Consider the following 13,771-nt stretch of genomic DNA (forward strand, 5'->3'; position numbering starts at 1 on the left):
TCCGATCTTCACCAAATCCCTGGGGCCATGCGGCCGTTTCAACTGTTCAGGCGATCCATGTTCTTGAGTGGCGAACGTGTGCGTTGAGCAGCGTCCGCCGATGCGAGCATGAGGGCTGCTGCCATCGGCATGGCCGCTGCTCCCATGGCAGAGGCATCCTCTCCGAGCGAGGCGCGATGAAGCGAAGGAAGGTTGGTGTCCTCGGCATCGAGATGCTCATGCACGTAGCGCAGCAATTCGTCGACGATGCGGATCGGCAATCTGCCGCCGACAAGGACGGCGTCTGGGTCGACGACCATGCCGATATGCTTGACGGCGACAGCCAGATGCGCGCTCATTTCCTTCAGCCATTGCGACACGAGGCGCCTGCCATGCGCATCCAGCGTCAGGAGATCGTGGGGAACACTCACCTCGACGCCGTGTTGCGCAAGGAAATCATAGAGGAAGAACAGCGAGAATATCTCGCCGAGAAGCTGGACCTTATGGGCCTTCCCATCCCGGCCGTCGGCGATCGGCAGCCAGCCGATTTCGCCGCTGAGGCCCATGGCGCCACGATGACCGTTGCCGTCGAGCACGAGGCCGCCGCCCGGGCATGGATTGATGGCGATGTAGAAGAAGCTGCTGCTTTCAGCACCCAGTCCATAATCGAGTTCGGCAAGGGCTGCGGCATTGGCTTCGTTTTCGATGAAGACGGGATGCTGCGTGAGATTCTCCAGTGCGGCGCGCACATCGAATGCCGTCCATTCCTGATAGGCCTTGGGCTTGCCGAGGAGCGAAATCTCGCCAAGCCAATCCGGCATCGCCAGACCGATGCCGGCGAGACGCGCGTCGTCGATGAGCCGGCTGCGCTGGAAATGCGAAATCGCATCGGCCGTGAGCTGCAGGAACTCCGCCGGCAGAATGAAGCGTTTCTCGTGGTGTACGCGGGCGCGGACATTGCCGACCGCATCGACGGCCAGGATCGTCAGATGGTCGCGATCAATGTTGATGCCGATGGCAAAACAGGCATCCGGATTGATTTCGAGTTCGATCGCCGGCTGGCCTCTCAGCCCATGCCGCCGGCGGGCTTCCATGATCAGGCCCTCGTCCAGCAGGCGATCGACGATCCGGGCGATCGCCGGTTTGGTAAAACCCGTCCGCCTAGCGATTTCAGCCCGCGAAATCGGCGCCTGACGGTGAATGCAGCGCAGGACGACGGCCCTGTTGTGCTCACCTGCATCTTCGACATTGGCGCCCGTCAGATCCGGGGACAGCCTGGCGCCGAGTGTCTGGTTCATGCTCGAAATCCTTCCTTGCGCATCGCCTGAACCGCTCGTCATCCCTTGACGGCGCCGCTGGTCATCGCACCGAGGATCAGCCGCTGGAGCGACAGAAAGGCGACGATCGCCGGAACGACCGCAATCAGGCAGGCGGCGGCAAGCAGCTGGATGGACGAGTCGGTCTGCATGCCGCGGAAGTTAAAGATCCCGACGCCGATCGGCATCAGATCATTTTTCGTGAGCAACAGAAAAGGCACCAGAAATTGCGACCAGCCGGCAATCACCGTGATGATGAAGACGGAGGCGATGCCCGGCGCCGATAATGGCAGAATGATGCGCCAGAAGACCGAAAATCGATTGCAGCCATCGATCATCGCCGCTTCGTCGAGGCTGCGCGGGATGCCGTCGACCGAACTCTTCAGAAGCCAGGTCGCCAGCGGAACACCAAGCGCGATATAGACCATGACGACGGCAAAATGCGTATCCAGCAGGCCGAGGCGGTTCATGTAGCGGTAGAGCGGCACCATGATGACAAGCGGCGAGATCATCTGGAAAAGCAGCAGCCCCATCATCGACAGGCCCTTGCCCCGGAACTGAAAGCGGGAAAAAGCGTATGCCGCGGGCAGTGCGACGATCAGGACGCCCAGTCCGCTAAGGGCGGCAAGCTTGAGGCCGTTCCAGAGATAGATCGGAAAATAGCTGTTGTTCAAAACGGTGATGAAATTGTCGATGGTGGGATTGTTTGGAATATATCTCGCCGCGCCGCGATAGATCTCGCGCTTGTCACGCATCGCCATCGACAGGAGATAGGTGAGGGGGCCGGCGAAGAATACGAACATTACCAGCATGAACAGATAGCTCATGGCATCGCCGAGCCGCGTTCCGGTCCGTCCGCTCATTGCTCTTCCTCCTTCGGCAGGAACGACGCATAGATAAAGGCGAGCCCGAGGCTGATGATCAGCATGAGCACGGAGAGCACGCTGCCGCCGGACAGGTCGTAGTTTCTAAAGACGATATTGAAGACGTAGAGCGAGATGACCTCGGTCGCACGCCCCGGACCACCGCCCGTCAGCGTGATGATCGCATCGAAAGTATTCACCGTCTGGATCGTAATGAGGATCATGTTGACGAGGATTGCCGCGCGCAGTTGCGGAAGCGTGACGAAGAAAAACTGCTGCGATGCCGTCGCACCGTCGACCTCCGCCGCTTCATAGAGCGAGGGATCGATCGACTTCAGCGCCGCATACATGACGACCATCGAAAATGCCGTGCCGCGCCATATGTTGGAGATAAGGGTAGACCACGGTGCGATTGCGGGGTCCGAGAGCCAGGCGACAACAGGCATGTGCATCAACCGCAGAATGCTGTTCAACGCACCATAAGGCGCTTCGGAAAAGAGCATCTGCCAGATGATGCCGCCGGCAATTCCGGGGACGACCCAGGCAACCAGCGCCGTCGTCCTCAAAATGGTGGTGCCGAACAGGCCGCGCTTTTCGCCGCGGATAACCACGACGGCGACCGCAAGGCCTAAAATCTGCTGACCGATAACGCTGCCGCCGACAAAGATCAGGGTCGCCCATAAAATGTCGGGTAGCTGCGGCGAGCTCAACGCATTGGTGATCGACCCCAGCGTATAATCCTGATTGTCGCCGATCAGCGTGGCATTGGTGAATGAAAGCCTGAAAACGTCGATGACGGGGTAAAGGTAGAAGATGCCGATGACGACGATCACGGGCATGATCCAGGGCAGGGGCGCACCGGCGAAACGGCGCATGAACGTTCTGCTTTGAGGCGGGCTGTCAGCCTCGATGGCAATGGGGCTCATTGGCTTCTCTGTGCGGGGTTTCGCAATGTCGACGACGCCTGGCGGGCAGGCGCCGTCACGGTCGGAAGCACTAGAGACGCTTGTAGGCCTCCAGCGCCGCATTGAAGGCGGCATTCAAGGCGTCTTCCGGCTTTTTGGTCCCCGAGAGCACGTCGCCCATCATGATCTGGATCTGGTTGGAGATTTCAGGATAGATCGGCACACCCGGGCGTGCCTGTCCATCGACCAGAGCCGCGGCGAAGGTCTTGTTGGCTTCGGTGGAGAAGACCTCATATTTGTCGAACAGCGACTTCCTGGTCGGCAACTGCTGCTGCAGCGCGTTTGCCGGCCCCATATAGACCTCGCGTGCGAGGTTGGCGCACATCTCGATCTTGTCCTTGTCCTTGCTGAAGGATGCGATCGTCCAGCCGCCGGTTCCGGTCGAACGCTCATCGGCGCTGGGGCCGGGGATCGGCGAGAAGGTCCAGTTGTTGAACTCGTCCTCGTCGAGCGTGGCCTTCAGCTGCGCATATTGCCAGTTGCCGCCGATGAAGAGCGCCGTCGTCGCCGCTGCCGCCGCGGCATTCATATCGTCGTAATTCGCGATCGTGCTGACGCGCTTGGGCGCGGCACCCGAATCGACGAGATCCTTGAAATAATTCAGCGCCTTTAGGAACTTCTCCTTGTTCTCGCCTTCGCCGAATACCGGCTTGCCTGAGTCGTCGACGAGCTTGCCGCCCAGCGCCCAATAATTCGCGAGCCAGTCGAACGTCGTCCCTTCCCAGCGCCCGCCGTTGAAGAGAACGCCTTCCATGCCTTCCTTGGTGGAGGCGAGCGCGGCCGTTTTCAGGTCGTCCCATGTCTGGGGCGCATCCGCAACGATCGACTTGTTGCGGTAGAGCACACGAAGGTCGGTATCCCACCACCAGGCGCGGACCGTCTGATCCTTATCCGTGATGCCGCTGCGGATGAAGGGGAACAGGTCATCCACTTCCTCCTTCGAAAAATACGGCGTGAAGTCCGCAAGAACTTTATTGACCATGAACTGCGAAAGCACGAAGGAGTCGACGGCAGCGCAGTCAGGCGCGTTGCCGGCCTTGGCCTGCTCCAGCATCTTGGCCTGTTCGGTGCCGATGTCCGAGGACATGAATTGCATCTGCAATTTCCAGTCCGGATGCTTCTTGATGAAATCGACGAACAGCTTCTGATAGCCCTCGGCGATCGCCGGATCGGAATTGTTGGGACTATCGTTCGTCAGACGGACGACGAGGGATTTCGGCGCATCGGCAAGGCCGATCCTGTCCTTCGTGGCAAGTTCCTGGGCAAATGAAACGGATGCTGAAAATAACATGGTGCTCAGCGCAAATGCGCTGACGGTGGCGCTCTTCATGATGGGTCTCCTCCCCATTTTGAACGGATACAGCCTGGCGGTCAGTTGACCTCTCCTCATTTCCGTGCTGCATTAATTAGATTAAGTTACTTTGATTTGATGTCAAGCCACAGCTTGGAAGGCCAGACCCGGGAGGTTGAGATGCTGGCGACAATCAACAGCAGCTAGCGCACAGTTCCGGAAAATCGAGATCGATTTCCGGAAAAGAACATGCGCCGTGAAAGTGATGGAGCGTCCCGCGGCACGCGCGGCGCATCCACCGCAATTTTCCTGAAGAAGAGCACGAGGCAATCGCGGATGGCTGCGATGGCGCGAGTGTGGTTTTGCCCGGCTGAACTGCGGCGGGGAAGTTAATTCCATGGAGGATAAGATGCGTCTACTCATTCTCGGTACCGGCGGAATGGCCAACCAGCATGCCGCCAACTTCAAGGCGATCGAAGGCGTCAGCGTGGTGGGCGGCGTCGATGTCGTCCCGGAAAGGCTCGCGGCCTTTTGCACCGAACATGGCATCGCCAATCATTTCACGACCCTCGAGGATGCTCTCGCCTGGGGCGAGTTCGACGCAGTGGCAAACGTCACGCCGGACCGCATTCACCACCCGACGACGCTTCAGGCCATTGCCGCCGGCAAGCACGTCTTCTGCGAAAAGCCGCTCGCCACCGATGCGGTCAAGGCCATGGAGATGACCGAGGCCATCGAGCGATCGGGCAAGGTCGGCATGGTCAATTTCACCTATCGCAATTCGCCTGCTCTTCAGAAAGGCCGGCAGATGGTGCTCGCCGGCGAAATCGGGGAGATCAGGCACGTCGAGGCTTCCCACCTGCAAAGCTGGCTGGTCGGCCGCCACTGGGGCGACTGGAAGAGCGAAAGCAAATGGCTGTGGCGGCTGAGCAAGAAACACGGATCCAACGGCGCGCTCGGCGATATCGGAATTCACATCGTCGATTTCGCATCATACGGTTCCGGGCTCGACGTTGCTCATGTCTTCGCCCGGCTGAAGACCTTCGACAAGGCGCCGGGACACAAGATCGGCGAGTATGATCTCGATGCGAATGACAGTTTTACGATGAATGTCGATTTCTTCGGCGGGGCGATCGGGACGATCCAGGCGACGCGCACGGCGGCCGGACAGATGGATCAGCTGCGCCTCAGGGTCTATGGCGAAACCGGCTCGATCGAGATGATCTACGACACCGGAAAATCGACGCTACGCGCCTGTCTTGGAGAAGACGTGCACACGGCGACCTGGCGTGACGTCCCCTTCGATCCGGTCGAGACGAACTACCAGCGTTTCGTCCAGGCCGTGCGGGCGGGCAGGACCCAGGAACCCTCGTTCCGGCGGGCGGCCAATATCCAGAAAGTCCTGGACAAGGCGCTGGCCTCCGATCTCAGCCACGCCGATGAAGCGCTCGGCTGAGTCGCGCCAAAGCGGCTGGTTGGGCCATCAGGCCGAAGCCGGCGGCAGCAGCAAAGTGTTGAGGAAGGGCAGGAGGGCTGCACCGAGCGCAACGCCGCCGCCGCTGAAACTCGCGGGTTTCATCGGCGAAATCCAGGGCGTCAGCAACGGTCTCGTCGAGGTGTCGCGCCGCTCGATGGAAAGCTGATGGATCAGCGCTTCGATCACGGACTGCGGCAGGTCGCTGCCGATCATGACGACGCTCGGCGCGAGGAAACCGGCCATGGCGATGATCGGGTCGAGCAGATGGCCTGCGGCTTCCCGTATCCATTGCGACAGTAACGGCGAGGAGATTTCCTCCCCTTGCAGCAGACGGGTGAAGTCCCGGTCGCCGATCCGTGATCGCAAGGACTCGAAACCGACGACGGTATTGAGCTGGACATTGTCGGGACCGGTCAGCATTTCGCCGATGCTGCCTGCCCGGCCATGCACGCCGGAATAGGGAATACCGCGAATGAGAAAGCCGGCCTGAACGTCGTCGTCGATGATGATCATCGCAAGTCCGCCTTCCCTGCCGGAGCTGCCGATCGTGCGCTCGGCGAGAAGGCTCGCCGTGCACTCGTTCTCGACATAGGGACGCGCGATCGTCGACATCGCGGCGATCTGATCGCTTTGATCGTCCGTCCAGTCGTTGGCGGCGATGCCGAGCCCGATGATCGGCAATGTCGCGTGGCGATCGACCATATCCCTGACGGCCGCATGCACCAGGCCGACTTTGTCAGCGGGGTCCAGCTCGATATAGACCCGGTCATGGACCTGGCCACTCAGATCGATGAGCACGGCCTCGCCACGCCTTTGGCGAAGCTTGACGCCGATCGAGAAAGCACCTTCCGGGCGCAAGGCAAACTCGGTAGCGGTGGCCCCTCCGCCAACGCCATTGCGGCGGTTGGAGGTGACAAGCTTTTCGTCAGCCAGTCGGCGGAGAATATTGGTAATGCCCGGACCGGTCAGGCCGCAATGCCGGCCGAGTTCCATCCGCGTCAGCGGGCCATGGCGGCGGATGGCTTCCAGAATGACGCGAATGTTTCGATCGGCGATTTCGCCGGACCGCAGACCGACCGTTTTGGCGCGCTGGGCGCCCATCTCCTGAGTGTGAAGCCGACGCGGCCCTGACCGAAGATACCGCATGACTGTCTTTCCTAGAGCACCATCTCGGTTGTGTACTTCATCCACGGGCTATGGGAAAGCCGGGCTTAGCGGCCGCTTTTTGGGCTGAACGTCCTATCAACCGGGATCAGCGCCATCAAGGCGCTGACGACGCGCGGCGGGGCGAATGCCGCGCAATGCGTCAACAGATCGTCGAAACGACATGGCAATGGAAGCTTCACTCTATTGGTCACTAATAGCTGCAAGGATGATCGTTGCCGAATCCATCGCGGCAGGCAGGTCTGAGCGAATAGTCGGTGCCGGTATATCCAACCGAGCCGGTTTGCATCGAGTCATTCGAGGTCGTCGTGCAGGATGACGACGATACGGCAATCACGATGACGGCTATCGTGGCTGTCAATACGGACTTGAAGCATCCGACCCTCCCCAGCTGCCTGAAATCTGCCATATCAGTGCAATTCTCGGTCAAATAGGGCCGACAGGGGTTTCGATAACCATTGTCGTCGATCAAGATCTCGTTATTCCGTGAAGGCCCAGGCGTTTCATTCAATAGCTCATCTCGCGGCAGCACAGCAGCGTTTCGCATCCCTCTCCAGCACCCGCGTTGAAGCGGACGATGAGATTTCCAGGTAATCGGGGTTGATATTCGCGTAGCCGCGACGGGTTCCACAAACAGTTCCGCCATCGGCGAAAATCTCGATGATTCCGCAATCATGAAACAGACGAAGGTCCTTTCCGTCGGCAAGCTCCGCCACGTAATGGATCGAGCCGTCGTCCTGGGCGAGCCGGATCGAGAGAATACCGCCAGCGACGCCCACCTCGAAGGCAAGTTCGCCGCCCTGCGTCGCAACGGCCTTGCTGCCTTCCAGGGCTCCGGAAAGGCGGATTTCAATGGGAGCCATTGGTAGCGAGAATTTGCCGCTTTGTTCCTCGACGATAGGGGCAGCGGCAAAGTGATCGTCGACTTCGATCGTCGGCAGCATGCGCAGCCTCTTCCTGTCTTCACTCAAACTTAGAACACGCGGTAGGGACATCTCCCCGGAATAGGCAGAGCCCTCAGGCTTGCGATATTCCCAATTGAAGAGCCAGGCAAAGGCGATCTGGCGCCCTCCCGCTTCGAAACTCTGCATCGCGTAATAATCGGTGCCGAAATCCAGCAATTGCAGTTCCGGCACGTCGGGTACGAAGCAGTCGTCGATAAACTCGCCGATCATGGCATAAAGGAGATTGTGGCGCCGTGTTCGTGGCTCGACATGGCCAACAAAACCCATCACCAGAACCCACTTTTCCTCCAGCCGAAAGAAATCCGGGCATTCCACCGCACGCGCGCCTTCTTGGCGGAAATTAACCGGCGCACGGTAGAGCGGCCTGAGATATTGCCAATCGAGGCCATCGCCGGAGCCGAACAACAACACCGCGGGATCACCTTCGATCGATGCGCCGAGTATCATGCGATAGGCGTTGGCTGTGTCATCCCACCAAACTTTTGGATCGCGGAAGTCGTGCTCGACACCGTCGGGACGCTCTTCCAACACCGTCACAATGCCTTCCGCCTTGATCATCAGCCGATCTGGCCGCGCTATTTTCTGAATTTCCCGATAGCCCTTGAAAAGGTCATAGGCAGGCAGGCGCTCGGTGTAAAAGAACATCAAACTTCCATCTCGATCCCGAAAGGCATTGCCGGAGAATGCGCCTCCTGTAGCGCCGAGACGCCACAGGTTCTGTTCTGGATGCAGAAATACCGGCATGTGACGCCAATTGACCAGATCGCGGCTGGTCGCATGTCCCCAGTGCATCGGTCCCCAATCACTGCCGCTCGGATGGAATTGATAGAAAAGGTGCCATAACTCGTCGATCTTGCAGAGACCTACGGGGTCGTTCATCCAATGCCGGATTGGCGAGAAATGAAGCGCAGGACGATCCGGATCGGACCGAAGCCAATCTTCAATTTCCGCGCCGGTGCGTTGAAGGATCCCTTTTTGCGAGAATTCAAACACTGTTATACCGGTCTCGTTCACGGTTTGAGGCTGATATCCATAGGCCCACAGAACAGCGTCCGGCGCATTGGTGACAATGGTGACCTCGCACGCTTCCCTGTGGTGATATTTGAAAAACTCCGGATGGATGGCAAATGACCGAACCTGCCAAACCGTTTTCCCGTCAATGTCGATACGAAAAAAGCCGTCGCCCGCGGCCCAAAATTCCAAGTGATACCCCGAGGGTAGGAACAGGTTTTGCTGCATCAACGGGTCATCTTCCCGATCCATTTGGTTCGCCATGAACACAACTCCGAATAGTCACTGGATTTTCGGCCGACGGCCTAGCTATGCTCGGCCTAGTGAAACTCTGCCGACGATTGCCCAAGAACTGGAGTGCCCCTGAAAGCATTCACTGTTCTGTCCATCTCGACCTGATCGACACTGCCTGAATCCAGAACTGTATTCCGCAGCGAACCCCTTTGCACCAATACTGCCGTTACCTCGAGCGCCTTCAAATTGTCCGTTGAAAGCAATGCGCCCACTTGCGTTGAAAAACAGGCGCTGTTTGGTGCGTCGTTGATCTGCGAAATTTCGGTTGTGGCCACGATGTGATTATTGGCGATGTAGTTGCCGCTGCCGGAAACGACATTGATGATCACCGGCTTTGCGGCGAGAGGCTTGATATATTGAATATCGATCGTTTCTGAAATGTGGTTGGCGATTACCGAATTGTTGCTGCCATCAATGTGCAAAAGTCCGAACAGGTCATCCAGGCCGTTATCGTACCTCTGCATGGGCGCCCACGGCTCGCGATCTCGCAGGAAGTGATTTGAGGAGACCAGGTTTTCGCAGCAATTCGCAGCAAAAACCAGCATTCCGGGATAGAAGGAATGGAATCTGTTTCCTGTGATCGAGGAACGCACCACGCCGGAAAAATAGACGCTGCTGGCGCCTCGGGGGAAGACGTTGTTTGAAGAGACCAGGATGCCGCCGTAATTTTCAGCGTAGACGGAATGTCCCCTATATCCGGCTCCGACAAAATTATTCGCTATCCTCGAGGCCTGCCCCATACCTTTCAATTCGATACAGTTGCCGCACTCTGCAATGAAATTGTTGTCTATTGCCAGCGCATCCGCGTCATGAACAGTCACGCCATGTTCCAGATAGATAAGGCCCATCCCCGTTATTCGGAATGAGTCATTGGCGCTGCCCACATAGATTCCCGTTTTGCCATTCCTGTAGGTATTTTCCGCATCATTCTGCCCCGAACCGTCGTCCATGAAGTGCAGGCCATCGATGCAAAAATCGGCAAACTCCACAGAGCTTATGCGAGGATCGCCGGTGCGCTTGACGTAGAACGCGGCTCCGGCAGCCTCACCGTCGGCGGCGTCCGGAGACATGTCCACACATATGCGACTTCCGCCCGGCCACACTTCACGCCACTGTGCCAGTTCGTTTGCGGGTGTGTTGAAACGGATGCTCGAAGACGTAAAACCATGTCCCGAGCCGACAATCTTCAGATAGCTCAGGTCTATAACGACTTGGGTGGCAAGACGATAATCGCCTGGCGGAATATAGATCACCGCTCCAGGCTTCCCGCCGTCATTCTGGTCGCGAACCGCTTGCCTGCTCTTAATATCCGCAATGATGCTATTGATGACCGATCCAATGTCCTCTTGGGGGTTGCCTAAGGGATATTGTGTTACGTCGTAAAAGTTTTCACTTACCATTGCTAACGTCTCCTCGGCCATTTCCTACTCCACAGCGAGAGTAGACCGATGTTCTTGATTGGCTTGTCGTGCGAAAGCCGCCTGGGGTTATGCGTTCAACCGGCTTTCTTGTTCGAGTTTGGAGCAAAATCCTGCGCACCATCACCAGATGCTGGTGCGGATGTCCGGTTCAAAGAAATGGAGTTCGTCGGCATCGACAGCGATGCGCGCGATGTCACCTGCTCGGACTGTGCTCTTCGGAGAAAAGCGGGCTACAGCAGCCTTTTCGTTGCCGATGTCGGCGACGGCGTCCGGGTCGCCGGCATCCACACGGGTGGCGTCGATATTCAGATGCACCATGGATTCAGAACCTAGCGCCTCGACAAGAGCGACCGGGGCCGAGATCTCGGCCGAAGAGGGCCGGATTGCGGCATCGTTCATATGCTCGGGCCGGATACCAACAATGACCTGACGGTTGGACGCGCCGTTGAGCGAGGGGCGGCCTTCAAAAACCTGGTCGGAGATTTCCAAGCTGTTGCTGCCCAGGGTCAGCGTCCTTCCATTCAGAACGGCCTCGTACAAATTCATCGAAGGCGATCCGATAAAGGCGGCGACGAAGACATTGTCAGGACGATTGTACAGGTTTTGCGGTGTGTCGACTTGCTGCAGCACACCGCCTTTCATGACAGCGACGCGGTCACCCATCGTCATCGCCTCGACTTGGTCGTGGGTCACGTAAATCGTCGTGACATTCAGTTTTCTCTGGAGGCTGGCGATCTCGGCGCGCATCTGCACGCGCAGCTTGGCATCGAGGTTCGACAACGGTTCATCCATCAGGAAGGCCGCTGGTTTGCGGACGATCGCCCGTCCCATGGCGACACGCTGACGCTGGCCTCCTGAAAGGAGTGCCGGCCTGCGGTCGAGCAAAGTCGTCAGTTCGAGGATGCGGGCTGCTTCGTCTACGCGGCTGGCAATCTCGGTCTTCGGCAGGCCTGCCATCAGCAATGGGAAGGCAATGTTCTCCCGCACGGTCTTGTGCGGGTAGAGCGCATAGGACTGAAAGACCATGGCGATGTCGCGATCCTTGGGATCGACATCGTTGACTAACCTGTCACCGATTTTGAGTTCACCGCTCGTAATGCTCTCCAGGCCGGCAATCATCCTGAGCGCCGTCGATTTCCCACATCCGGACGGGCCGACGAACACCATGAACTCGCCATCCCTGATGTCGAAGCTCAGATCGTGCAGAGCGTGAAAGCTGTTTCCGTAGACCTTGTTGATATTGCGCAGTTCTATGCCGGCCATGCCTTTGCCTCCCTCATCCCTTTACAGCGCCGAAAGTCAGGCCGCCGACGATCTGTTTTTGCAGTGCGAGCGTTACGATGATGACCGGCAGCGAGTAGAGGACGGCTGCCGCGGTCATCGCCCCCCAGGCAAGCCCATAGACCGAATTGTATTCAGCGATGACGATCGGCGCCGTTTTGGTCGCCTCGGACGTCAGCAGCAGCGCGTAAAGAAACTCGTTCCAGCTTGTGATGAAGGTAAAGAGCGCGGTGACCGCTATTCCCCCTGTCATGACCGGAAGCACGATCTTTCGAAACGCCTGGAATCGTGTGCAGCCATCCATGCGCGCCGCTTCTTCGAGCTCCTTCGGTATGCCCTCGAAGAACGCGGACATGAGCAGCAGTGCCAGTGGTACCGCAGCCGACGTGTGAGCGAGCACCAGGCCTGGAATGGTATCGAGCAGACCCACAGACTTCAAAAGCTGGAACAGCGGCACTCCGAGCGCCACCGACGGCACCATGCGCGTCACCAGGGCGAAGAGCAGGAAAATGGTGGTGATCCGGCGCCGGTACTGCGTGGCGACGTAAGCGGCAGGCACTGCCACCGAAAGCGAGAGAGCCGTCGTCAGTACCGCGACGGTCAGGGAATTGACGAAGGCTCTCGGCAAAGTGGAGGATCGCAGCACTTCGCGGAAATTCTCGAACGAGACAACGGCGGGAAAGAAGCTTGGCGGGATCTGCTGCACATCAGCCGCCGGCTTGATGGAGGTCATGAGGAGATAGATGTAAGGCAGCGCGTAGGATAGCACCAACACGAGGGCTGCCGCGTTGATCAGGATTCCGCTGAGATTGAGGCGGGGAGCTCTACGCATGGACCGGCCTCCATATCTTCCAATAGGCGACTGCCGCCAAAAGCATCATGACGATGAGGAACAATGTTCCTGACGCGGAAGCCTCGCCGAGATCGCCGAACCGAACCATGCGCTGGTAGATGTTCATCGAGAACACTTCGGAAGCATGACTGGGACCACCCTGCGTCTGTATCCAGATCAGGTCGAATGTCTTTGCAGCATCCACGCCTCGCACGATCACCACGACGGCGATCACCGGCCGCATGAGGGGAAGGGTGACATGCCAGAAGCGCTTGAGGGCATTCGCCCCGTCGATCCGCGCTGCCTCCAGCAGGTCTTTCGGGATGTTCGTCAGCCCGGCATAGGACACAAGGGCGACAAAGGAAGTCGTCAGCCAGATGTCGGCAAAGGAAACAGAATAGATGACGATATCTTCGCTGGACAACCATGCGATTGCCTCTGGATCGCTAATCAGACCCAAACGGACGAGCCCGTAGTTCAGGATGCCGATATTGCCGACGAGCAGAAATCGCCAAAGTAGACCCGCGACGATGGGCGGAACCATCAGCGGCAGAGCGAAGATCGTGCGATGCCACCGCGATTGACCGGCAAGCGCCGAAAAAAGCAGCGCCGCACAGAAACCGAACGTGAACTCGAAAAACAGCGCGAAGAGCGAATACTGAACGGTCCGCAGAGCGCTTTCCATGACACGTTTCGACGTCAAGGCATCGACATAGTTCTGCAGGCCGACCCATTCGCGAATATGGGGCGTGATCGTATCGACCTTGAAAAAGGAATCGAATACCAGGAGCCCCACCGGGTAAGCGACCAGCACGCCGAGGATGGCGACAGCAGGCGCGAGCATGCAAAGTACAAATCGGTCTTCACCCGACATGTCCGTCTCCGAAAGCTAAGAGTGGGGCATATTTTGCC

General features: G+C 58.3%; 12 protein-coding genes. 1 reads left to right on the plus strand and 11 read right to left on the minus strand.

Annotation, left to right across the window (positions count from 1 at the left end; genetic code table 11):
- Positions 1-38 precede the first annotated feature (38 nt).
- The 4 genes from FFM53_RS24830 to FFM53_RS24845 form a co-directional block, all read right to left on the minus strand.
- Positions 39-1,277, minus strand: a complete 1,239-nt coding sequence (locus tag FFM53_RS24830) for an ROK family transcriptional regulator (RefSeq protein ID WP_138390412.1) — start codon at positions 1,275-1,277, stop codon at positions 39-41.
- Between the two features lie 38 nt (positions 1,278-1,315).
- Positions 1,316-2,158 carry a carbohydrate ABC transporter permease gene (locus tag FFM53_RS24835; RefSeq protein ID WP_011649125.1) on the minus strand — a complete coding sequence of 281 codons (843 nt, stop codon included), beginning with the start codon at positions 2,156-2,158 and terminating at the stop codon, positions 1,316-1,318.
- Complete coding sequence (locus tag FFM53_RS24840) at positions 2,155-3,084, minus strand: carbohydrate ABC transporter permease (protein WP_003550501.1); 930 nt, start codon at positions 3,082-3,084, stop codon at positions 2,155-2,157. Before FFM53_RS24840 ends, FFM53_RS24835 begins: the two co-directional genes overlap by 4 nt.
- 70 nt (positions 3,085-3,154) lie before the next feature.
- Positions 3,155-4,453, minus strand: coding sequence for a type 2 periplasmic-binding domain-containing protein (locus FFM53_RS24845; RefSeq protein ID WP_003550504.1), 1,299 nt, complete (start codon positions 4,451-4,453; stop codon positions 3,155-3,157).
- 370 nt (positions 4,454-4,823) lie between these two features.
- Here FFM53_RS24845 and FFM53_RS24850 point away from each other — a divergent pair, with 370 nt between their 5' ends.
- A complete protein-coding gene (locus FFM53_RS24850; protein WP_138390411.1) occupies positions 4,824-5,870 on the plus strand; it encodes a Gfo/Idh/MocA family protein in 1,047 nt (348 codons plus the stop codon).
- Between the two features lie 27 nt (positions 5,871-5,897).
- On the opposite strand, the gene FFM53_RS24855 is transcribed toward FFM53_RS24850, so the two are convergent.
- The 7 genes from FFM53_RS24855 to FFM53_RS24880 all read right to left on the minus strand — a co-directional run bounded on the left by FFM53_RS24855 (position 5,898) and on the right by FFM53_RS24880 (position 13,733).
- The gene (locus FFM53_RS24855) at positions 5,898-7,037 is read right to left on the minus strand and encodes an ROK family transcriptional regulator (RefSeq protein ID WP_138390410.1); all 1,140 of its coding nucleotides are present in this window, start codon (positions 7,035-7,037) and stop codon (positions 5,898-5,900) included.
- A 211-nt stretch (positions 7,038-7,248) separates the two neighbouring features.
- Complete coding sequence (locus FFM53_RS36495; protein WP_246413298.1) at positions 7,249-7,464, minus strand: hypothetical protein; 216 nt, start codon at positions 7,462-7,464, stop codon at positions 7,249-7,251.
- Positions 7,465-7,570: 106 nt separating this feature from the next.
- A complete protein-coding gene (locus FFM53_RS24860; RefSeq protein ID WP_138390517.1) occupies positions 7,571-9,259 on the minus strand; it encodes a glycoside hydrolase family protein in 1,689 nt (562 codons plus the stop codon).
- A gap of 92 nt (positions 9,260-9,351) precedes the next feature.
- Complete coding sequence (locus tag FFM53_RS24865; protein ID WP_138390516.1) at positions 9,352-10,725, minus strand: NosD domain-containing protein; 1,374 nt, start codon at positions 10,723-10,725, stop codon at positions 9,352-9,354.
- 141 nt (positions 10,726-10,866) lie between these two features.
- Positions 10,867-12,009: an ABC transporter ATP-binding protein gene (locus FFM53_RS24870; RefSeq protein ID WP_138390408.1), complete on the minus strand. Its 1,143-nt coding sequence runs from the start codon at positions 12,007-12,009 to the stop codon at positions 10,867-10,869.
- Positions 12,010-12,022: 13 nt separating this feature from the next.
- Positions 12,023-12,859, minus strand: coding sequence for a carbohydrate ABC transporter permease (locus FFM53_RS24875; RefSeq protein ID WP_062941009.1), 837 nt, complete (start codon positions 12,857-12,859; stop codon positions 12,023-12,025).
- Positions 12,852-13,733 carry a carbohydrate ABC transporter permease gene (locus FFM53_RS24880; protein ID WP_020047465.1) on the minus strand — a complete coding sequence of 294 codons (882 nt, stop codon included), beginning with the start codon at positions 13,731-13,733 and terminating at the stop codon, positions 12,852-12,854. Before FFM53_RS24880 ends, FFM53_RS24875 begins: the two co-directional genes overlap by 8 nt.
- Positions 13,734-13,771: the final 38 nt, after the last annotated feature.

This window comes from Rhizobium indicum (assembly GCF_005862305.2).
GTDB classification, from domain to species: Bacteria; Pseudomonadota; Alphaproteobacteria; order Rhizobiales; family Rhizobiaceae; genus Rhizobium; species Rhizobium indicum.

What these genes read in the sequence shown, in the direction of transcription:
- FFM53_RS24830 (WP_138390412.1), bottom strand. Translation starts at nt 1,277, where the DNA reads ATGAACCAGACACTCGGCGCCAGGCTGTCCCCGGATCTGACGGGCGCC.
- FFM53_RS24835 (WP_011649125.1), bottom strand. Translation starts at nt 2,158, where the DNA reads ATGAGCGGACGGACCGGAACGCGGCTCGGCGATGCCATGAGCTATCTG.
- FFM53_RS24840 (WP_003550501.1), bottom strand. Translation starts at nt 3,084, where the DNA reads ATGAGCCCCATTGCCATCGAGGCTGACAGCCCGCCTCAAAGCAGAACG.
- FFM53_RS24845 (WP_003550504.1), bottom strand. Translation starts at nt 4,453, where the DNA reads ATGAAGAGCGCCACCGTCAGCGCATTTGCGCTGAGCACCATGTTATTT.
- FFM53_RS24850 (WP_138390411.1), top strand. Translation starts at nt 4,824, where the DNA reads ATGCGTCTACTCATTCTCGGTACCGGCGGAATGGCCAACCAGCATGCC.
- FFM53_RS24855 (WP_138390410.1), bottom strand. Translation starts at nt 7,037, where the DNA reads ATGCGGTATCTTCGGTCAGGGCCGCGTCGGCTTCACACTCAGGAGATG.
- FFM53_RS36495 (WP_246413298.1), bottom strand. Translation starts at nt 7,464, where the DNA reads ATGGCAGATTTCAGGCAGCTGGGGAGGGTCGGATGCTTCAAGTCCGTA.
- FFM53_RS24860 (WP_138390517.1), bottom strand. Translation starts at nt 9,259, where the DNA reads ATGCAGCAAAACCTGTTCCTACCCTCGGGGTATCACTTGGAATTTTGG.
- FFM53_RS24865 (WP_138390516.1), bottom strand. Translation starts at nt 10,725, where the DNA reads ATGGTAAGTGAAAACTTTTACGACGTAACACAATATCCCTTAGGCAAC.
- FFM53_RS24870 (WP_138390408.1), bottom strand. Translation starts at nt 12,009, where the DNA reads ATGGCCGGCATAGAACTGCGCAATATCAACAAGGTCTACGGAAACAGC.
- FFM53_RS24875 (WP_062941009.1), bottom strand. Translation starts at nt 12,859, where the DNA reads ATGCGTAGAGCTCCCCGCCTCAATCTCAGCGGAATCCTGATCAACGCG.
- FFM53_RS24880 (WP_020047465.1), bottom strand. Translation starts at nt 13,733, where the DNA reads ATGTCGGGTGAAGACCGATTTGTACTTTGCATGCTCGCGCCTGCTGTC.